Genomic DNA, 20,644 nt, shown 5'->3' with positions numbered 1-20,644 from the left:
CTGGTGGCGCGGTGCGTTCGCGGGCTGGAGCCCGTGGTGAGCACGGAGATTCTGCGGACGGGGTCCGCGTGCGTCGAGTCGGTCGGTCACCGCGAGGTCGGCTTCCGGGGGACGGTGGGGCGGCTGCGCACGGCCGACGACGTGTTCCTGGTGGCCGCGCGGGGCGCGGACGTCGGCAGGCGCAGGGACGGGCTGCGGGCGCTCGCCCGGCTGGCGCGGGACGTCGACCTCGGCTCGGCGGCGCGGGCGCGGGCGGCGCTCGGCGGGCCCGGCGGGTTCGCGGGCGTCGAGGTGTCGGCGTCCTTCCTGGGGCGCCGGAACTTCAACCGGTTCGACGTCGAGGACGCGGTCGGGCGGGTGCTCGCGGAGCGCGCCGGGGTCCCGTACCACTCGCGGCGGGACGGGACGGCGCCGCCGGACGGGTACGCGGGGTGGCGGGTCACGCTGGACGGGACGCGCGCGTCGGTGCTGCTCCGGGTGGGCGAACGGCCCGCGCACCGGCGGGCGTACAAGGTCGAGAGCGTGCCCGGGACGCTGCATCCGCCGGTGGCGGCGGCGATGGCGCAGCTCGCGGAGGTGCGGCCGGGGCATCGGGTGGTGGATCCGTGCTGCGGTGCGGGCACGCTGCTGATCGAGGCGGCCGGGCCGGGGGTGTCCCTGGAGGGGTTCGACCTCGACACGGGGGCGCTGCGGGCCGCCGCGCGGAACGCGGGCGGGGCGCCCGTCCGGGTGCGGCGGGGCGACGCCGGGGCGCTGCCCGTGGACGACCGCAGTGTCGACCGCGTGCTGTGCAATCCGCCGTGGGGCGTGCAGGTGGGGGCGCGGGGACGGCTCGCGGAGCGGCCCGCGCGGCTGTGGCGGGAGATCGCGCGGGTGCTGGCCGAGGACGGGCGCGCGGTGGTGCTCGTTCCGGACGACGGGCTGGTGCGGGCCGTCGAGAGCGGCCTGGTCCCGGTGTTCGCGCAGCGGCTGAGCCTGTTCGGCAGCCGGGTCACCGTGGCGGTGCTGGAGCTCAGGACGCCGGGAGCTCGGCGGCGAAGTTGATCGCGGTGTGCAGGTAGCTGCGGAGGGTGGCGGGGTCGTCGAAGTCCAGGTCGCTGCGGATGAGGACGGTGGACAGCGTGACGCGGAACAGGACGTCGGTGAGGACGGGGACGTCCACCGGCGGGAGGCTCCCGTTGTCGATCTGCTCCTGGACGATCGGCTCCGCCATCTCCGTGATGAGCCGGATCGGGCCCGCGGCCTGCAGGGTGAAGACGGGCAGGACGAGTTCGGGGACGTCGCGGAGTGCGGCGTTGAGGAGGGTGTGGCCGCGGGCGTAGCCGACGATGAAGATCAGCAGGTCGGCGATGCTGTCGACCGTCCAGGTGAGGGTGCGCAGGCGGGGGGCGAGCGCGTCGAGGAACGCGGCGAGTTCGCGTTCGAGGAGGGCCTGCTTGATGTCGTCGATCGTGCCGCCGTACTTGTAGAGGGTCGGCCGGGACAGCCCGGCCTTGCGGGCGATCGCGGACAGGAGGCGTCCGGAGGCGAAGCCGCCGTCGACGAGGCAGTCGGCGGCGGCGTCGAGGATCTTGGCCCGGATCTGCTCGGGTGACAGGGACGGGCGCCTGGTCGCGCTCTTCGTCTGGGTCACCATGGCCTTCCTTCCGGGTCGCGAAAGTATCCCATATCACTCTGCCCGAGGCGCCCCGGGGTATTGACCCCTTGGTCATCCGCTGCTTACAGTCGGCCCTGTAAGTGTAAACGTTGCTCGGCTGGAGGCGATCGTGCAGATCGATCAGGACTACCGGGACGTGCTGCAGACCCTGTCCGAGGGATCGGTCCACCGGCGCTTCGACCCGTACCTGGACATCGACTGGGACTCCCCCGAGTTCGCCGTCGACCCCGAGGACCCGCGCTGGATCCTCCCGGACTGCGACCCGCTCGGCGCGCACCCCTGGTACAAGGCGCTGCCCGAGGAGAAGAAGATCGCCATCGGGCGGTGGCGGACGGCCAACATCACCAAGGTCGGGCTCCAGTTCGAGAGCGTGCTGATCCGCGGCATGATGCAGTACGCGATGCGGCTGCCGAACGGGTCGCCCGAGTTCCGGTACTGCCTCCACGAGATGACGGAGGAGTGCAACCACATCCAGATGTTCCAGGAGATGGTGAACCGGACGGGCGCGGACGTGCCCGGCATGCGGCGGCACTACCGGTTCACGTCGCAGTACTGGCACCTGGGCGCGCACCTGCCGATCATCTTCTTCATCGGCATCCTCGCCGGCGAGGAGCCCATCGACCACTTCCAGAAGAGCGTGATCCACGACGGCGCGGCCCGGCCGCCGGCGCTGCTGCGCACGATGGAGATCCACATCGCCGAGGAGGCGCGGCACATCTCGTTCGCGCACCGGTTCCTGCACGAGCACGTGTCCCGGCAGACGAAGGCGGGACGCGCGGTCACGTCCATCGCCTACCCGCTCATCATGCGCTGGCTGGCCGGCGCGATCATGGCGCCGCCCCGCGAGATGGCGAAGGAGTTCGGCATCCCGCGCAAGGTGATCCGGGAGGCGTTCTGGAGCCGCCCGCACTCGCAGCGGATCCTGCGCGACTACTTCGGCGACGTCCGGATGCTGGCCGAGCAGCTCGGCCTGATGAACCCGGTCGCGAAGCGGGTGTGGCGGATGTGCCACATCGACGGCCCGGCCTCGCGGTACCGCGGCGAGCCGCACCGCCCGGCGCAGCAGGCGGCGTAGCACGATGCCCCACGTCGTCACGCAGTCGTGCTGCAACGACGCCTCGTGCGTCCACGCGTGCCCGGTCAACTGCATCCATCCGACACCGGACGAGCCCGACTTCGCCACCGCGGAGATGCTCTACATCGACCCCGCGGCCTGCGTGGACTGCGGCGCGTGCGTGTCGGCGTGCCCGGTGGGCGCGATCGTCCCGCACACGAAGCTGACGGACGAGCAGCTCCCGTTCCTCCCGCTGAACGCCGACTTCTACCGGGCGCCGCGCCCGCCGGCGCCGCTGCTCGCGCCGCAGCCGCCGCCGCTGCGGGTGCGCGGCGGCGAGCCGCTCCGGGTCGCGATCGTCGGGTCGGGCCCGGCCGCGATGTTCGCCGCGGACGAGCTGCTGACCGTCCCCGGCGCCCGGGTGAACGTGTTCGAGCGGCTGACCGTCCCCTACGGGCTGGCCCGGACGGGCGTCGCGCCCGACCACCCGAAGACCCGCCAGGTCACCGACCTGTTCGACCGGATCTCGGCGCAGGACGGCTTCCGGCTGTTCCGCGGCGTCGAGGCGGGCCGCGACGTGACGCACGAGGAACTGCTCGACCACCACCACGCGGTGATCTACGCGGTGGGCGCGTCGTCGGACCGGCGGCTGGACGTCCCCGGCGCCGAGCTCGCCGGGACGGCGACCGAGTTCGTCGCCTGGTACAACGGCCATCCCGACCACGCGGACCGGACGTTCGACCTGTCGCACCGGCGCGCGGTGATCGTCGGAAACGGCAACGTGGCGCTGGACGTGGCGCGCATCCTGGCGAGCGACCCCGAGCGGCTCGCGGGCACCGACATCTCCCCCGCCGCGCTCGACGCCCTCCGCGAGAGCCGCGTCGAGGAGATCGTGGTCGCGGGGCGGCGCGGCCCCGCCCAGTCGGCGTTCACGGTCGCCGAGCTGCGCGGCCTGCTCGACACCCCGGGCATCGACGTCACCGTCGAGGGAGCCGCGCTCGACGGTGAGCCCGGCGACGACGCACTTCACTCGACCGTCCACAAGCTGCGCATGCTCCGCGAGGCCGGGGCCCGCGAGCCGTCCGGGACGAACCGGCGGATCACGTTGCGGTACCTGCTGTCGCCCGAGCGGATCACGGAGGACGGCGTCGGGTTCGTCCGCAACGAGCTGGTGGACGGGCGGGCGGTGCCGACCGGGGAGACCGAGTTCGTCGAGGCGGGCCTGGTGCTGTCGTCGATCGGGTACCACGGGCGTCCCGTCCCCGGCCTGCCGTTCGACGCGGCCACCGGGACGGTCCCGAACACGGCGGGCCGGGTGGGCGCGAGCGAGCCGGTGACCGGCGCGTACGTCGCCGGGTGGATCAAGCGCGGCCCGACCGGCTTCATCGGGACGAACAAGTCGTGCGCCCGCGAGACCGTGCGGACCCTCGTCGACGACTTCAACGCCCACCGGCTGCCCGCTCCCGCGGCGTCCCCCGGCGGCCTCGAGCGGCTGCTGGCGTCCCGCCGGCACATCCCGCAGCCCGCCTGACGCGGTCTTCACGATCCCTCCACAACCCCTCCACAACTCGGCGCCGCCGCCGCCCGTCGTACGGGACGGACGATCTCGTCGAGCGAAGGGGGACGCGTGCCGTTCACGCTGAGCCATCCCGCCGCCGTGCTCCCGCTGATGCGGGGGCCGCTGGTGCCGTCCGCGCTGGTCATCGGGTCGATGGCGCCGGACGTCCCGTACTTCTTCTTCCTGATGGAGCTGCGCGGGGCGACGCATCGGGCGCACGGCGTCGTGACCGTGGACGTCCTCATCGGCCTGGCGGTGTTCGCGGTGTGGCACCTGCTGTGGAAGCGGCCGCTGGCGGCGCTGGCGCCGGGGCGGCTGCGGCGGCGGCTGCCGGTGGACGCGCCCGTCCGGTGGGGGTGGGCGGTGCCGTCGGTCGCGATCGGCGCGGCAACCCACGTGTTCTGGGACGCCTTCACCCACCTGAACTGGAGTTTCGCCGGTGAGCTGCCGGGGCTCACCCATTCGCTGGGCGGCCTGGAGGTGTACCGCTGGCTCCAGCACGTCAGCGGGGTCGCGGGACTGGCGATCATTCTGCTGTGGCTGGTCCGCCGGCTTCGCACGGCCCCCGTGACGCCGCCCGCGCCGGAGGAGGCCGCGGACGCGGCGGGCCCGCGCGTGCCGGTGTGCGCGGGACTCGGGCTGGCGACGGCGGCGGGCGGCCTGCTGAGCGCACTGCTCTTCCCGGACGAGCCGGACGTCCACACGGTCCTGTACTACGCGGCCGTCGGGACGATCGCCACGGCGGGCGCCGCGCTCACCGGCTACGCCGTCTGGTGGCACGCCGCCCGCCCGGCCGCACTGCGAGCCTGACTCCCCCGGGCCCGCCGCCGGGCCCGGGGGCCGCGATCACGTCCGGTGCCTGCCCGCGACGAGGGCGAGCGACGCGGCGACGAGGGCGAACAGGCCGCTGACGAGCCAGACGGTCATGTAGCCGCCCTCGCTCGGGTGGTCGGAGCCCGCGGCGGCGGCGAGCACGGTGCCGAACACGCCGCCCGCGACGGCGCCGCCGACCGTCTTGACGTTGTTGTACAGCGCCGTCGAGACGCCGGTGCGGGACGGGTCGCTGGCCTCGGCGATCACGGTCGGCATGGCGCTGAGCGCGACGCCGAGCCCGAGGCCCATGAACATCAGCTCGATGACGAACTGCCAGACGGCGCCGTGCGCGACGGCCATCCCGGCGAATCCGGCCGCGACGAGGCCGTAGGCGCCGATCAGCGCGTTACGGTAGCCGACCTTGGCGGCGAGCCGGGCGGTCTGCGTGGACGCGACGATGCTGCAGATCATCGCGGGCAGCATGACCATCGAGATCGCCAGCGCCGACATGCCGAACCCGTAGCCGGCCTCGTCCGGGTCGGTGGCCATGAACGTCGAGTTCGGGGACTGGACGCCGAAGTACACCACGCCGAACGCGAACGAGGCGAAGTAGTACGGCGCGACGTGCCGTCCGGCCATGGCGCGCAGGTCGACGAGGGGCTGGGCGACCCGCAGCTCCATGACGGCCCAGGCCGCGAGCAGGACGAGGCCGGCCGCGAGGCAGCCGAGGGCGGGGCCGGTCAGCCAGCCCTGCTCGCCGCCGAGCGAGACGCCCGCGAGGACGCCGACGACGGCGAGGCCGAGCATCGTGATGCCGGGCCAGTCGACGCGTCCGGCGGCGCGGGTGACCGACTCGGGGACGAACGTCCACGCGACGGGCACGCACAGCACCGCGAGCACGGCGGGGACGGCGAGGGCGAGCCGGACGTCGCCGAACGCGGCGTCCGCCACCCCCATCCCGACGCCGCCGAGCAGCCCGCCGAGGGTGAGGGCGCCGACGAGCCGGGCGATCGCGCGGCGGGCGAGGTCGACGGGCAGCCGGTCGCGGACGAGCGAGATCTCCAGCGGGAGCAGCGCGGCGAGCGGCCCCTGCAGGAAGCGGCCGAGGAGCAGGATCCCGAAGTTGGGCGCGAGCGCGACGAGCACCGACCCGATCGCGGTGGAGACGATCGCGATGCGCAGCATCCGGCGGTGCCCGTACAGGTCGCCGAGCCGCCCGAACGCGGGGACGCAGACGGCGGCGGCGAGGAGCTGCACCGCGACGACCCACGTCACGGCGGAGTCGGAGATGCCGAGGTGGTCGGCGATGCCGGGCAGCATCGGCGCGATACCGGCCTGCAGGAAGCCGCTGACCACCTCGAACATGACGAGCACGCCGACCACGGCGGTCACCGACTGGACGGGCGGCGCGCCGTCCGCGCCGCGGGGGTCGGGCGCCTTGGCGCCGGCGGTGGCCGTCACGGCGCCTCCTCACGGGCCAGCCGGCGGACGGCCAGTTCGGCGAGCAGCGCGGCGGCGTCGGGCAGGACGGCGTCGTCGTAGGCGGCCTGCGGGGAGTGGTTCATGGGTGCGGTGGCGGGGTCGCGGTCGGCGGGGCAGGCGCCCAGGCCGAGGAAGGCGCCGGGCACCTCGTTCAGGACGAACGAGAAGTCCTCGGAGCCGGCCATCGGGCGGGGCGCTTCGAGGGCGCGCTCGCCGCCCAGCAGGTCGCGGGCGGTGTCGAGCGCGAACGCGGCTTCCGCGCCGTCGTTGACGGTGACCGGGTACTGCTCGACGTAGTCGAGGTCGGCGGTGACGCCGTGCGCCTCGGCGATGCCGCGGACCACCCGCTCGATCCCCGCGCGCACCTTGCGGTGCGCGTCCTCGGAGAAGGACCGGACGGTGGCCTCCAGCGTCGCCGTCTCGGGAATGACGTTACCCGCGGTGCCGGCGTGCACGGACCCGACGGTGACCACCGCGGGGTCGAAGACGTCGAGGTCGCGGGTCACCATCGTCTGCAGGGCCGTGACCATGGCGGCGAGCGCCGGGACGGGGTCCTCGGCGGCGTGCGGGGACGAGCCGTGCCCGCCCTTCCCCCGGACGGTGACGTGCACGGCGTCGGACGCGGCGAGCGCCGTCCCCGGCCGGGTCACCGCCATGCCCTGCGGGAGGGCGGTGGAGAAGACGTGCAGGGTGTAGGCGGCGGCGACGCGCTCCCCGGCCGCGTCCAGCACCCCCTCATCGATCATGATCTTGGCGCCGCCCATGCCCTCCTCCCCCGGCTGGAACATGAACACGACGTCGCCGGGGAGCTCGGCGCGGCGGGCGGCGAGCAGCTTCGCGGCGCCGACGAGTCCCGCGACGTGCAGGTCGTGGCCGCAGGCGTGCATCAGGCCGGGGATCGCCGAGGCGTAGTCGAGGCCGGTGTCCTCCTGGACGGGCAGCGCGTCCATGTCGCCGCGCAGCAGCACGGCGGGCGCGCGCGTCCCGTCCGGGCGCCCGGCGCGGCCGCCGCGCAGCACGGCGGTGACGGAGGTCAGGGCCGTGCCGGTGGAGATCTCCAGCGGCAGGCCGTCCAGGGCGGCGAGCACCTTCTCCTGGGTGCGGGGCAGGTCGAGGCCGAGCTCCGGCTCGCGATGCAGGCCGCGGCGCAGGAGGGTCAGCTCTTCCCGCAGGTCGGCGGCGTCTTCACGGATCGACATGCGGGTATGGTGCGGTCCACGCCGTTTCCCCGGCGGTCACCTGCCGGTATCCGCCACGAAACCGGGAACCAATGCACACATCGGGCACCCTCGACGAGCTGGACCATCTGCTCGTCACCGCGCTGCAGACCGCGCCCCGCGCCGACTGGCGCCGGATCGGCGCGGCCCTCGGCGTGGACGGCTCCACGGCGGCCCGCCGCTGGGCGCGGCTGACCGACGCCGGGCTGGCGTGGCTGGCGTGCTTCCCGGTGGCGGTGGAGTGGATGACGCCGGTGGTGGCGTTCATCGAGATCGACTGCGCGCCGGGACGGCTGCACGCGGTCGCCGCCGAGATCGCCGAGGACCCGCACGTGTTCAACCTCGAGCACGTCACCGGCGGCCGGGACCTGCTCGCGACGGTCGTCCTGCAGGACAACGCCGAGCTGGCGCGGTACGTGGGGTTCCGGCTGGGGCGGCTGGCGGGCGTGATCGCGACCCGCACCCAGATCGCGACGACGCTGCACTCGGAGGGCAGCCGGTGGCGCCTCGACCGGCTCGACGAGCGGCAGCGGGACCTGCTGCTGGGCGACCGCCGGGGCGGCGCGGGCGGCCGGACGGTGCGGCAGGAGGACCGCGACCTCGCGCGGCTGCTGGTGGAGGACTGCCGGCAGCCGGTCGCGCGGCTCGCGGACCGGACGGGCCTCAGCCCCACGACCGTCCGCCGCCGCCTCGCCCGGATGGAGGGGGGCGGCGCGCTGATGTACCGGTGCGAGGTCGCGCGGTCGCTGTCGGGCTGGCCGGTGACGGTGTACCTGTGGGCGAGCGCGCCGCCGGACGAGGTGGGGCGGCTGGCCGGACGGCTCGCGGGGCTGCGGGAGACGCGGATGTGCGCGTCCCTGTCCGGCGCCGACAACATGCTGTTCGCGGTGTGGCTGCGGTCGATCGACCGGGTCCAGTCGTTCGAGACGGCCTTGCGCCGCAGCTACCCGCAACTGACGGTCACCGACCGCGCGGTGGGGCTGTGGCAGATGAAGCTGGCGGGGCAGATCCTCGACCCGCAGGGCCGGCACCTGCGCGCCGTCCCGTTCTGGACCTGGGACGATCCGCTGTCGGAGAGCGCGCTCGGCGACCTGGTCGACCGGCTGCGCGCCGGTCCCGGCCCGTCCCGGCGGGAACCCGGCTGAGGCGTATCGTGGGATACCGCCCGCACCGGGTCCGGAACGCGGCGGCGCGGGCACGGCGGCGCGCCGGGGGCGCGGTACAGGAGCTCCAGAAAGGCGGGGGTGTGACTCAGCGACGACCGGAGCCGCCGGCCGGCGAGCACGCGGCGGACGGGACGGGCGCCCAGGGGAAGGGCGCCCACGGGAAGGGCGCCGTGCCGGGTGACGTCACGGCCGCCGTGGAACGGGTGCTGAGCACGGCGGCGCTGCTGTGGAGCCGCGCCGACCAGGGGCTGGAGCCGGCGGTGTCGCCGATCCAGCTGCGCGCGGTGGAGGCGATCGCGCGGTTCGGGCGGCTGAACCTCGGCGGGCTCGCGGAGGAGCTCGGCGCGATCCCGTCGTCGACGAGCCGGTTGTGCGACCGGCTGGAGGCGGCCGGGCTGGTGGTGCGCGAGGCGGCCCCGACCGACCGGCGGGAGATCATCGTGCGGCTCACCGACCAGGGCGAGCGGCTGCACGGCGAGCTGACGCGGCGGCGCCGCGAGGCGGTGCGCGAGGTGCTGGAACAGATGTCGCCCCCGTCCCGGGGGCGGCTCATCGACGCGCTGACCGAGTTCGGGATGGCCTGCGACCGGCTGGAGGCGGCGGGGCCCGGGGCGGTGCGCGCGCCCGGCTCCCGGACGGCCTGACCGGACGGCCTGACCGGACGGCCTGACCGGACGGGCACGGGCGGGCGCCGCCGGGGCGCGTCCCATGACGCGGAGCACGGCGGGACGCCGCCGCCCCACCCCGCACGCCGTCAAGTATTTGCCCTATGGCAAACTTCTCTGGCAGTCTTCCCCTGCGGTTCTCCGTCCCGAGCGGTTGGGACCTGCCGGACGCGTCAGGCCCGGGGGCAGACGGTCGCCGTTCGTCATGATCGTTGGTTTTGGGGCAGGACGGGGTGCGAAGTGGGATGCGGGTCTGCGAGTCCCTGGAGCGCGGTGGAGCGGGCGCTGCGGTCCGCGCCCGCCCACGCGCTCCCCGAGGCGCTGGCCGCCGCCCTTGAGGGGGCCCGCCCCGGGCTCGCCGGGGTGCGCCTGCTGGTGAACGACTACCACTCGCGGGTCCTGCTGCCGGTCCCGCCGCTCGGCGCCGGGCCGGGGGACGGCACCGGAGTGCTCCGCGTCCGGGGGACGGACGCGGGCCGGGCGTTCGTGTCGCGGCGTCCCGTCCGGCACTCCCCGCGCCGGGACGGCGGCGGTGCGGCCCCCGAGGTGCTGTTCGTGCCCGTGGTCAGCCGCGGCGAGCGGATGGGCGTCCTGGAGCTGGCCGGCGCGGACCCGTGGACCGACGACGAGCTCGCCCGCCTCGAGGAGGTCGGCGAGGTGCTCGGCGCGGCGCTGAAGGTCGCGTGGCACCACACCGACCGCTACGAGCGGGCCCGGCGCCGCAAGCGCCTCACGCTCGCCGCCGAACTGCAGTGGCAGCTCCTCCCCGGGCACGCCTGCACCGGCGACCGGTTCAGCCTCGCCGGGCACCTGGAGCCCGCCTATTCGATCGGCGGCGACAACTTCGACTGGTCCGCCGAGCACGACCATCTCGCGCTCACCGTCACCAACGGCTCCGGCACCGGCATCCAGGCGGCGCTGCTGACGTCGCTGACCGTCGGCGCGATGCGCAACGCCCGCCGGTCCGGCGCCGACATCGCCGAGCAGGCCAGCCTCGCCAACGACATGGTGCACGTCCGCTACGGCGGGCGCGAGTTCACCGAGACGCTCGTGATGCGCATCGACCTCGCGGACGGGGTCGTGCACGTCATCGACGCCGGCTCGCCCCGCATCCTGCGGATGCGGGGCACCGACGTCGGCAGCGTCGACCTGGAGCAGCAGCTCCCGCTCGGCATGTTCCCCGACACCGAGTACCGCCCGCAGCGGTTCCGGCTGGAGCCGGGCGACCGGCTCGTCGTCGTCAGCGACGGCGTGTTCTCCGCCCGGACGCCGCGCGGCGAGTTCGGCGCGCAGGCGCTGGAGCAGGCCACCCGCCGCACCCGGCTGCAGGACGCCGCGGAGGTTCCGCTGACCGTCATCGACGAGCTGATCGAGTACCACGAGGGCGCCGACCTCGACGACGACGCCGTCGTGGTCTGCCTCGACTGGAAGTGACCCGACGGACGTGACCGGACGGACGTGACCGGACGGACGTCCGGCCGGAGCCCGCTCAGCCCTTGCCGCGGGCGTCGCGGATCATGTCGCGGACGCGGTCGCCGATGGCCGCCACCGGTCCGGCGAGCATGTTCTTCGTGGCGCTCTCGGTGCCCGGGTGCGGGTGCGTGGGCGCGGCGGCCTCGGCGGCCTTGACCGCGGCGGCGAACCCCTTGCGCTGCGCGTCGGTGAACGCGTCGCCGAGCCGCTCGAACTCGTAGCGCTCCTCGGCGCGCGCGTGCGTCAGCACCTCGACGCGGAGCCTGTCGAGCTTCTCCAGGAAGTCGGGCGCCGAGGTGTCCATGCCGTCCAGTTCGGCGAGCACCTCCTTGGCCTCGCGCTCCTCGCGGAGCCGGTCCTCGACGATCCCGTCGCCGCCGGGCAGCGCCTTGCGGGCCGCCGGGTGGACGATCTCCTCCTCGGCCGTCTCGTGCACGGCGAGCAGCCGGACGAGCGCCTGGAAGGCCTCGGTGCGCTCCTTGCCCGTGGTGTGCTCGACCTTGTCGAACAGGTCGCGGATCTGGCCGTGCTGCGCGCGCAGCAGGTCGACGATGTCGTTCTCGACCGCGGTGGGTGCGGTGCTCATGCGGGCCTCCGGTGTCTCGGCGAACGGTCCGCCCGGCCTCACCGGCGCGGGCGCCGGTGCAGTACCCGGGACCCGGGCGGGTAAGCGAGGTCCGGGCGATGCGCGGGCAAAGAACCCGTACGCGGTGACACGGCCGATGTGTGAACGGGACCGAGCGGGTAGGTGCGGCTGTGCCCACGAGACGCGGCCGGCGAGAAGCGGCGGCCGAACCGGCGAACGTCCCACAGGAAAGGTGGACCAGGTGGCCTTCAACCCGCTCGAACACCGCGGTATCCCGCTCGACGAGCAGCTTCGCGACTGGGGGCAGCTCGACGTCGCGCCCGTCGACCCCGACCACGCCGATCCCTACACCAAGTGCCGCATCATCACGATGAACGGCATCGAGGTGGAGGCGATCATGTTCAGCCACCACTTCAACCGCGTGTGCACCGACCCGGAGGTCAAGCAGAAGCTCGCGCACGTCCGGTACATGGAGCAGCAGCAGCAGAAGGTGGTGAACTGGCTGCTGCCCGGCCAGGCGTCGGTCCTGGAGACGACCCTGTCCTACGAGCAGGTCGCGGTCGACCTCACCGGCTGGGTCGCGCGGATGGAGCCCGACCCCTACCTCAAGCAGGCGTACGAGTTCGGGCTGCTGGAGGACTTCGACCACCTCTACCGGTACGCGAACCTGTACGAGATGATCGAGCACCGCAAGGCGGAGAAGATCGTCGACCAGCTCACCGAGGTGATGCCGGGCCGGCCCGGCCCGCAGCAGCACCGGCATCCGATGGACAACGTCCGCGAGCCCTACGACAAGCAGACGGCCGCGCCGCTGTCGAAGCTGCACGCGCTGACCATCATGTCGGCCGAGCAGCAGACGATGAACTTCTACATGAACGTCGGCCCGATGTACATGGAGCCGATCGCCCGCCAGCTCTACCAGGAGATCGGGCTGGTGGAGGAGGAGCACGTCACGCACTACGAGTCGCTGGTCGACCCGGGCGAGACGTGGTGGGAGCGACTCGTCAACCACGAGTACAACGAGTGCTACCTCTACTACTCCTTCATGCAGACCGAGACCGACCCGCGGATCAAGAACATCTGGGAGCTCCACCTGAACATGGAGCTGGAGCACCTGCACATCGCGTGCGACCTGATGCGGCGGCACGACGGCCGCGACCCCGAGAGCATCCTCGCGCCCGCGCTGCCCGAACCGGTCAGGTTCGAGCCGAACAAGGAGTACGTCCGGGAGGTGCTGGCCACGCAGATCGACTGGACGACGCTGGGCACCGGCTACGTCCAGGAGGCGCACCGCCGGTTCGAGGAGTGGCAGAACAAGATCAACGCCGGCGGGGTGCCCCAGGCGCGGGTCATCGGCGAGCACATCGACAAGTACGGCGAGGAGTACCGCCTGGAGACCGAGGGCCCGCACCCGGTCGAGCGGCTGCGGCTCGGATGACCGCGCGAGCGGCGTGACCGGAGCACGCCCCGGCGGGTACCCTCCCCATACCGAAGACCATTCGGTATCACGTGGGAAGGATGCCGCGAGTGGGCGAGCCGACCGTAACCGACCTCGAGCAGGCCGTACCGTCCGTAGACAAGATCATTCATGATGTCGGGGCCGCGTGGATGCTGGACCCGGTCACCGCCGCGCGCGGCAAGGACGCCGGATACGACAATCCGTTCGCGTGGTACTTCGCCGGGCGCGGCGGCGTGCTGGGCGACGTCGACGCGAGCGTGGTGAACGCGGCGTTCGGCTGGTTCGAGCCCCGCGCCGTCCGGATCTGCTGGGAAGAGGGCGTCGCCGTCGCGGGCGCCCGCGAGGCCGCCCGCCGGTACGGCCGCGCCTGCGCCCAGTGGGGCGAGGAGCACCTGGCCGGGCTCGACGGCGCGGCGGTGGACCGGCTCACCGAGCTGGCGGGCCGGGTCATCGCCGCCGCGGACTGCTCCGGCCTGCCGCTGTTCGCCGGCTGGCGCGCCGAGGAGACCGCCCCCGGCGGCCCCGCCCGGCTGATGCAGCTGATCAACGTCCTGCGCGAGTGGCGCGGCGCCGTGCACCTGTGCGCGACGACCGCCGCCGGGCTCGCCCCGCTGGACGCCGTCCTCGCGCAGGGCGGCCCCGCCCGGGCGCGGTTCGTCGGGTGGCGCAAGGTCGCCGACGACGCGGCCGCCGACGCGTCCGCGATCGCCCGCCGCGACGAGGCCGAGGCGGCGACGAACCGGGTCACCGCGGCCGTGTACGGGCGCGCTCTGACGCCGTCCGAGTTCGCCGAGTACGCCGCGCTCGTCGAGAAGGCGAGGGGCGCCGCGCTGGGCTGAGCCCGGCCCCGGGCCGTCCCCGTTCGGCGGTCCCGGAATTTGGCGGTCCAGGACAACGGGCGGGCGGCGAATCATCGGCCGGGGACTATCCCCGGCGGGCGGCGGCGTCCATTGTCGACTCATCGACCGGTCCTCCCCCGAGGAGAGCGTGATGAGGCCGAGCCCCGGCACAGGACGCCGAGCCGCCCGTTCCCCGTTGTCCCGGCGCCGCGCGGCGGCCCTGCTCACGGCCTCGGCGCTCGCCGCCGGCGCCCTGGCCGCGCCGCCGCCCGCCGCCGCCCGCGCCCCCGGCCGGACCGAGACGCCCGTCCCGTCGAGCTCGCCCGTCACCGACGTCGAGGAGTCGGTGGTGCGGGTCCGGGTCCCGCTGCCCGAGTCGGCCGGGCCGCGCCCCGAGCGGTGCGACTGGCTGTCGTACCTGCGGTACCGGCACGCGGACGGGCCCGCGGCGCCGGCGGACGCGGACCGGATCCTCGTCGCGCAACCGGGGATCTTCGCGGGCGCCGGGTCCTTCGACGGGCTCGCCCGCAACACCGTCCACCGGGCCGCGGAGAACGGCGACCACATCGAGTTCTGGGCGCTCGACCGGCGGTCCAACTGCCTGGAGGACCGCACCGGCGTCCGGGCGGGCCTCGCGGCCGGCGACGTCCGCCTCGCCGTCGACTACTACTACCGGCAGAAGGAGATCGACGGCCGGACGTTCGCCGGGTACCGGACGAACGAGCAGGTGGAGTGGCTCCAGCACGTGGGGCTGGAGCAGACCGTCCGCGACCAGTACGACCTGCTGGTCCGGGAGTTGCCGGACCGGGGGCTCCGCAAGCGGAAGGTGATGTGCGGCGGGCATTCGCTCGGCGGCGTCCTCACCGCCTACTTCGCGATGTGGGACTTCGACGGCGACCCCGCCACCACCGCCGACGCGGGACACGGGCAGTGCGGCGGGTACTTCGCGCTCGACACCCGCATCGACACCGGCGTCCTCGGGATGGAGGGGTTCCCCGCGGACATGGTGCCGCTCGTCGAGTTCGGCGCCGGGGTCGTCCGGCTGGGCCTGGCGGCGGGAGTGATCCCGCGGGCGCTGTCGGCGCCCGCCGTCGTCAACACCGAGACGATGAACCTCCTCGCGATCGCGGGCCTGGCCGCGCGGCTCGACCCCGAGGGCGTCTCGGACCTCGCGACCCGCGTCCCGTCCTCCTTCAACACCGACACCACGTTCCGGCTGCTGTTCTCCAAGGACTACCCGACGTTCGCCGCGGGCTCCCCGTCCGTCCGCGACTTCCGGTTCACCAACGCGGCCGCGCTGGGCGGGCTGCTGGACGACAACTCGCAGCCGCTCGCGTTCATGCAGGCCAGCGTCGGGTTCTGGGACGGCGGGAAGATCGTGGACAAGGAGTTCCCGGCGCCCAACGACCTGGACGGGCTGGGCCTCGGCGGGCTCGCGGCGCTGGTCGGCACCGAGAAGAAGGCGATCCCCGACTCCCCGCACGGGCCGCTGTACACGTGGCGGAACTTCGACCTCGTCGGCGTGCCGGACGACCCCGGGTACGAGTCGAGGCACGGCGGGCCGTTCACGACGGCCGCCAAGGAGGTCACCGACATCGGGCAGCTCGCGCGGAGCCTGTCGGAGCACCCCCTCGACTTCACCGAGCACTACTTCCCCACGAAGCTGATCACCGACATCGCGCTCGCGGACGCCCCGGGGATCGCCGACGACGCCGTCCACACCGGCGGTATCGACGCGAACCCGACGCTGAACCTGCAGGCCGGGGACGGTCTGGCCGCCCGCGACCCGCGGCCGGGCGACGTCGTCGCGCCGGGGTACCAGCACCTGGACGTCCTCACCGCCGCCGCCGTGCAGAACGGCGGCCGGCCGGAGCCCATCTCGCAGAACCTCGCCGTGTTCGCGGGGAAATGACCAGAGATCGCGGCCGCGGTGTTTAGCGGGCCGCAGCGGGGTAGGTGACGCTGCGTCCGGGTGACTCCGACAGGACGAGAGGCGGTGTGCGGCATGGGCGTCCGGCAGTGGATCGATTCGTGGCCCGTCTACCGCCAGTTCTCCGACGGCGACCCGCTCGGACGCGGCGCGGCCGTCAAGAGCGCGACGACCGCGAACCTGAAGCCCCGGGTCGGCACGGCCGAGAAGGTCGTGAAATCCGTGTGCCCGTACTGCGCGGTCGGCTGCGGCCAGGACGTGTACGTCCAGGGCGGGAAGGTCACGCAGATCGAGGGCGACCCCGACTCGCCCGTCAGCCGGGGGCGGCTCTGCCCGAAGGGCTCGGCCAGCCTGCAGCTCACCACCGGGTCGGCGCGCGAGCACCGCGTCCTGTACCGGCGCCCGCACGGCACCGAGTGGGAGGAGCTCGAACTCGACGTCGCGATGGACATGATCGCCGACCGAGTGATCGAGGCGCGGCGGCACGGCTGGCAGTGGGAGCAGGACGACCTGCGGGTGCGGCGCACGCTGGGCATCGCCAGCCTCGGCGGCGCCACGCTCGACAACGAGGAGAACTACCTGATCAAGAAGCTGTTCACCGCGCTCGGCGCGGTGCAGATCGAGAATCAGGCGCGCGTTTGACACTCCTCCACGGTTCCCAGTCTGGGAACCTCGTTCGGACGCGGCGGCGCGACCACCTTCCAGCAGGATCTGCAGAACGCCGACTGCATCGTCATCCAGGGCTCGAACATGGCCGAGTGCCATCCCGTCGGGTTCCAGTGGGTGATGGAGGCGAAGGCGCGCGGCGCGAAGGTCGTCCACGTCGACCCGCGCTTCACGCGGACGAGCGCGCTCGCCGACGTCCACGTCCCGCTGCGCGCCGGGAGCGACATCGCGTTCCTCGGCGGCATCGTCAACTACGTCCTGCAGAACGACGCGTACTTCCACGAGTACGTGCTGGACTACACCAACGCGTCGGTGATCCTCCACGAGGACTTCCGCGACACCGAGGACCTCGACGGCGTGTTCTCCGGCCTCGACGCGGAGCACCGCACCTACGACCTGTCGAGCTGGCAGTACGAGGGCATGCAGGTGCAGGCGGCGTCCGGGCAGCGGGACCAGGCCTACGAGGCGCACCGGCAGGCGGTGGCGATGTCCGGGCACGGCGAGGCGTCCGGTTCGGGCGGTCCCGGGCTCGGCGAGGGCGACCCCGTCCGGGATCCGACGCTCCGGCACCCCCGGTGCGTGTTCCAGGTGCTCAAGCGGCACTTCTCCCGGTACACGCCGGAGATCGTGGAGCGCATCACCGGCGTCCCCGCCGACCGGTTCCTGGAGGTGTGCCGGCTCGTCGCCGACAACTCGGGCCGGGACCGGACGACCGCGTTCGCCTACGCCGTCGGCTGGACGCAGCACACGGTGGGCGTCCAGTACATCCGTACGGCGGCGATCCTGCAGACGCTGCTCGGCAACATCGGCCGCCCCGGCGGCGGGATCCTGGCGTTGCGGGGGCACGCCTCGATCCAGGGCTCCACCGACATCCCGACCCTGTTCAACCTGCTGCCCGGGTACATCCCGATGCCGCACGCGCACCCCGACCTGGACCTGGCCCGGTTCGTCGAGGGCGAGTCGGCGAAGAAGGGCTTCTGGGGCGAGATGCGGTCGTACTTCGTGAGCCTGCTGAAGGCCTACTGGGGCGACGCGGCCACCGAGGAGAACGACTACCGCTTCGACTACCTGCCGCGGCTGACCGGCTCGCACAGCACGTACGAGACGGCGATGGCGCAGATCGACGGCGTCTGCAAGGGCTACTTCCTGATGGGCGAGAACCCCGCGGTCGGGTCCGCCAACGCGAAGGTGCAGCGCCTCGGGATGGCGAACCTCGACTGGCTCGTCGTCCGCGACTTCTCGCTGATCGAGTCGGCGACGTGGTGGAAGGACGGCCCGGAGATCGAGTCGGGGGAGATGCGCACCGAGGACATCGGCACCGAGGTGTTCTTCCTTCCCGCCGCCGCGCACACCGAGAAGGAGGGCAGCTTCACCAACACCCAGCGCATGCTCCAGTGGCACCACAAGGCCGTCGATCCCGCCGGGGACGCCCGCAGCGACCTGTGGTTCATGTACCACCTGGGCCGCATCGTCCGGGAGAAGCTCGCCGGCTCCACCGACGAGATGGACCGGCCCGTCCTCGACCTCACCTGGGACTACCCGACGCACGGCGACCTGGACGAGCCCGACGCCGCGGCCGTCCTCGCCGAGATCAACGGATACGACGGCGATGGGAACCCGCTCTCGTCGTACACGCAGCTCAAGGACGACGGGTCCACCTCGTGCGGCTGCTGGATCTACGCGGGCTGCTACGCGGACGGCGTCAACCAGACGGCCCGCCGCAAGCCCGGCCGCGACCAGAACTGGGTCGCGCCCGAATGGGGCTGGGCGTGGCCGATGAACCGCCGGATTCTGTACAACCGGGCGTCCGCGGACCCGGACGGCAACCCGTGGAGCGAACGCAAGGCGCTCGTCTGGTGGGACCCGGACGAGGGCAAGTGGACGGGCCACGACGTGCCGGACTTCGCCGCCGACAAGGCACCGGACTTCCGGCCGGAGCACGGCGCCACGGGCCCCGCCGCCCTCGCGGGCAACGACCCGTTCATCATGCAGGCCGACGGCAAGGCGTGGCTGTACGCCCCGGCGGGGCTCACCGACGGGCCCCTGCCGACGCACTACGAGCCGCAGGAGTCGCCGTTCGCGAACCCCCTGTACGCCCAGCAGCACAACCCCGTCCGGCACGTGCTGCGGACGTACCCGGCGAACCGGTACCAGCCGAGCGGCGGCGCACCGGGCGCGGACGTGTTCCCGTACGTCGTGACGACGTACCGGCTCACCGAGCACCACACGGCGGGCGGCATGTCCCGGTGGCAGCCCTACCTCGCCGAGCTCCAGCCGGAGTTCTTCTGCGAGGTCTCGCCGGAACTGGCCGCCGAGCGGAACCTGCGGCACGGCGGCTGGGCGACGATCGTGAACGGCCGCAACGCCGTCGAGGCGCGCGTCCTCGTCACCGACCGGATGAAGCCCCTCGTCGTGGACGGCCGGCCCCTGCACCAGATCGGCCTCCCCTACCACTGGGGCCCGAACGGCTACAGCACCGGCGACGCCGCGAACGAGCTCGTGCACCTGTCCCTGGACCCGAACACGCACATCCAGGAGACGAAGGCCCTCGCCTGCGACATCCGCCCCGGCCGCCGCCCCCGCGGCGCCGCCCGCCTCGACCTCGTCCGCGACTACCAGCGCCGCGCGGGCATCACAGACGAGACGGGAACCGAGGTCTAGGGACGGCGGCCGAGAACCGGCCGGCGGGTCTAGCGGACGACGATCGCGGACTCGGCGGCGGGGCGGAGTTCGCCGACGACCGGGTGCCCGGGGACCTCGCCGGCGACGAGGAGGCCGCCGGAGGTCTGGGCGTCGGCCAGCAGCAGGCGGGTCTCCTCGTCGGCGGCGCCGAAGTCGGTGTGCGGGGCGACCCAGCCGAGATTGCGGCGGGTGCCGCCGCTGACGAACCCGTCCCGGACGGCCTCGCGCGCGCCGTCCAGGTACGGGACGGCCGCCGCGTCGACGACGGCGGTGACGCCGGACGCGCGGGCGAGCTTGTAGAGGTGGCCGAGCAGGCCGAAGCCGGTGACGTCCGTCGCGCAGCGGGCCCCGGCGGCGAGCGCGGCGGCGGACGCGTCCCGGTTCAGCGCCGTCATCGCCGCGACGGCCTGCGGGAACACCTCCCCGGTCGACTTGTGCCGGTTGTTGAGGACGCCGACGCCGAGCGGCTTGGTGAGGGTCAGCGGGAGGCCGGGGGCGCCGGTGTCGTTGCGCAGCAGCCGGTCCGGGTCGGCGACGCCCGTCACGGCCATCCCGTACTTGGGTTCGGGGTCGTCGACGCTGTGCCCGCCGCCGACGTGGCAGCCCGCGAGCGCGGCGACGTCGAGGCCGCCGCGCAGCGCCTCCCGCGCGAGGTCGAACGGCAGGACGTCCCGGGGCCAGGCCAGCAGGTTGACGGCGACGAGCGGGCGGCCGCCGACGGCGTACACGTCCGACAGCGCGTTCGCGGCGGCGATGCGTCCCCAGTCGTACGGGTCGTCCACGACGGGGGTGAAGAAGTCGGCGGTGGCGACGACCGCGTCCGGGGAGCCCGGCATCCGGACGACGGCGGCGTCGTCGCCGGTGTCGAGCCCGACGAGCAGTTCCCCGTTCGGGTCCCGGGGCGCGGCGGTCAGCCCGGCGACGACGTCCTCGAGCTCGCCGGGCGGGATCTTGCAGGCGCAGCCGCCGCCGTGCGCGTACTGCGTGAGGCGTTCGACGGTGACGGTCATGAGGTCCCTTCGGGGTCGCGGCAGCGTCGGTGCCGGTCGTCCACGCGGATCGTGTATCCGCGGGCGTCCAGGTGCTCCAGCAGCGGGACGGCCGTGCGGCGGGTGGTGCCGAGCGCGCGGCGGGCCTCGCTGAGCGTGAACGGCGGGTCGAGTTCGGCGAGCCGGGCGGCGGCGCGGGCGTCGTCGCCGGGCAGCAGGACCAGCCCGTCGCCGATCTTGAGGAGGGCGCCCGCGGCGGCGGCCGCGGCGAGCAGCCGCGGGGTGAGGCCGAGTTCGGCGAGCCGGTTCGCGTCGGGCGCGCGGAACGGGGCCGCGGCGAGGTCGCGGCGGCGCGCGTCCACGGCCGCGCGGACGCGCGGCGGCAGCTCGGGGGGCTTCGCGTAGAGG

At 73.7% G+C, this 20,644-nt stretch carries 17 protein-coding genes; 11 read left to right on the top strand and 6 right to left on the bottom strand.

The features are described 5' to 3' along the window. The first annotated feature begins 36 nt into the window (after positions 1 to 36). A complete protein-coding gene (locus ACFQ11_RS16835) occupies positions 37 to 1,044 on the top strand; it encodes a TRM11 family SAM-dependent methyltransferase (protein WP_378299497.1) in 1,008 nt (335 codons plus the stop codon). Here the strand turns inward: ACFQ11_RS16835 and ACFQ11_RS16830 are convergent. Beyond that, positions 1,013 to 1,636: a TetR/AcrR family transcriptional regulator gene (locus tag ACFQ11_RS16830; protein ID WP_378299495.1), complete on the bottom strand. Its 624-nt coding sequence runs from the start codon at positions 1,634 to 1,636 to the stop codon at positions 1,013 to 1,015. The genes ACFQ11_RS16835 and ACFQ11_RS16830 overlap by 32 nt on opposite strands. Before the next feature lie 130 nt (positions 1,637 to 1,766). On the opposite strand from ACFQ11_RS16830, the gene ACFQ11_RS16825 reads away from it, so the two are divergent. The 3 genes from ACFQ11_RS16825 to ACFQ11_RS16815 all read left to right on the top strand — a co-directional run bounded on the left by ACFQ11_RS16825 (position 1,767) and on the right by ACFQ11_RS16815 (position 5,079). Continuing rightward, complete coding sequence (locus ACFQ11_RS16825; protein ID WP_378299493.1) at positions 1,767 to 2,732, top strand: AurF N-oxygenase family protein; 966 nt, start codon at positions 1,767 to 1,769, stop codon at positions 2,730 to 2,732. A 4-nt stretch (positions 2,733 to 2,736) separates the two neighbouring features. After that, positions 2,737 to 4,242, top strand: a complete 1,506-nt coding sequence (locus ACFQ11_RS16820) for an FAD-dependent oxidoreductase (RefSeq protein WP_378299491.1) — start codon at positions 2,737 to 2,739, stop codon at positions 4,240 to 4,242. Positions 4,243 to 4,338: 96 nt separating this feature from the next. Then, entirely contained in the window at positions 4,339 to 5,079 is a 741-nt protein-coding gene (locus tag ACFQ11_RS16815; RefSeq protein ID WP_378299489.1) for a DUF4184 family protein, read from the top strand. Positions 5,080 to 5,115: 36 nt separating this feature from the next. Here the strand turns inward: ACFQ11_RS16815 and ACFQ11_RS16810 are convergent, their stop codons facing one another. Continuing rightward, positions 5,116 to 6,543, bottom strand: coding sequence for an MFS transporter (locus ACFQ11_RS16810; RefSeq protein ID WP_378299487.1), 1,428 nt, complete (start codon positions 6,541 to 6,543; stop codon positions 5,116 to 5,118). Beyond that, positions 6,540 to 7,763 carry a M20 metallopeptidase family protein gene (locus ACFQ11_RS16805; protein WP_378299485.1) on the bottom strand — a complete coding sequence of 408 codons (1,224 nt, stop codon included), beginning with the start codon at positions 7,761 to 7,763 and terminating at the stop codon, positions 6,540 to 6,542. The genes ACFQ11_RS16810 and ACFQ11_RS16805 overlap by 4 nt, the downstream gene beginning before the upstream one ends. A gap of 71 nt (positions 7,764 to 7,834) precedes the next feature. Here ACFQ11_RS16805 and ACFQ11_RS16800 point away from each other — a divergent pair, with 71 nt between their 5' ends. The 3 genes from ACFQ11_RS16800 (at position 7,835) to ACFQ11_RS16790 (ending at position 11,046) form a co-directional block, all read left to right on the top strand. Beyond that, entirely contained in the window at positions 7,835 to 8,926 is a 1,092-nt protein-coding gene (locus ACFQ11_RS16800) for an Lrp/AsnC family transcriptional regulator (RefSeq protein WP_378299483.1), read from the top strand. 101 nt (positions 8,927 to 9,027) lie between these two features. Next, a complete protein-coding gene (locus ACFQ11_RS16795) occupies positions 9,028 to 9,591 on the top strand; it encodes a MarR family winged helix-turn-helix transcriptional regulator (protein WP_378299480.1) in 564 nt (187 codons plus the stop codon). A gap of 294 nt (positions 9,592 to 9,885) precedes the next feature. Beyond that, positions 9,886 to 11,046, top strand: coding sequence for a PP2C family protein-serine/threonine phosphatase (locus ACFQ11_RS16790; protein ID WP_378299478.1), 1,161 nt, complete (start codon positions 9,886 to 9,888; stop codon positions 11,044 to 11,046). A 55-nt stretch (positions 11,047 to 11,101) separates the two neighbouring features. On the opposite strand, the gene ACFQ11_RS16785 is transcribed toward ACFQ11_RS16790, so the two are convergent. Further along, complete coding sequence (locus ACFQ11_RS16785) at positions 11,102 to 11,671, bottom strand: hemerythrin domain-containing protein (RefSeq protein WP_378299476.1); 570 nt, start codon at positions 11,669 to 11,671, stop codon at positions 11,102 to 11,104. Between the two features lie 241 nt (positions 11,672 to 11,912). Between ACFQ11_RS16785 and ACFQ11_RS16780 the strand changes: the two genes are divergently transcribed. The 4 genes from ACFQ11_RS16780 to fdh all read left to right on the top strand — a co-directional run bounded on the left by ACFQ11_RS16780 (position 11,913) and on the right by fdh (position 19,226). After that, positions 11,913 to 13,109: a hypothetical protein gene (locus tag ACFQ11_RS16780; RefSeq protein WP_378299474.1), complete on the top strand. Its 1,197-nt coding sequence runs from the start codon at positions 11,913 to 11,915 to the stop codon at positions 13,107 to 13,109. 89 nt (positions 13,110 to 13,198) lie between these two features. Then, positions 13,199 to 13,969, top strand: a complete 771-nt coding sequence (locus ACFQ11_RS16775; RefSeq protein ID WP_378299472.1) for an SCO6745 family protein — start codon at positions 13,199 to 13,201, stop codon at positions 13,967 to 13,969. A gap of 151 nt (positions 13,970 to 14,120) precedes the next feature. Then, on the top strand, positions 14,121 to 15,881 hold the full coding sequence (locus ACFQ11_RS16770) for a hypothetical protein (protein WP_378299470.1): 1,761 nt from the start codon (positions 14,121 to 14,123) through the stop codon (positions 15,879 to 15,881). A gap of 93 nt (positions 15,882 to 15,974) precedes the next feature. Then, positions 15,975 to 19,226 carry a formate dehydrogenase gene (gene fdh, locus ACFQ11_RS16765; RefSeq protein ID WP_378299468.1) on the top strand — a complete coding sequence of 1,084 codons (3,252 nt, stop codon included), beginning with the start codon at positions 15,975 to 15,977 and terminating at the stop codon, positions 19,224 to 19,226. A gap of 29 nt (positions 19,227 to 19,255) precedes the next feature. On the opposite strand, the gene selD is transcribed toward fdh, so the two are convergent. Then, the gene (gene selD / locus ACFQ11_RS16760) at positions 19,256 to 20,257 is read right to left on the bottom strand and encodes a selenide, water dikinase SelD (protein WP_378299466.1); all 1,002 of its coding nucleotides are present in this window, start codon (positions 20,255 to 20,257) and stop codon (positions 19,256 to 19,258) included. Beyond that, a partial coding sequence (locus tag ACFQ11_RS16755) for a SelB domain-containing protein (RefSeq protein WP_378299464.1) occupies positions 20,254 to 20,644 on the bottom strand: 391 nt, incomplete at its 5' end. The genes ACFQ11_RS16755 and selD, both read right to left, overlap by 4 nt.

The sequence above is a fragment of the Actinomadura sediminis genome, assembly GCF_042675525.1.
GTDB classification, from domain to species: Bacteria; Actinomycetota; Actinomycetes; order Streptosporangiales; family Streptosporangiaceae; genus Spirillospora; species Spirillospora sediminis.
This window is presented reverse-complemented; position numbering and strand designations above follow the sequence as displayed.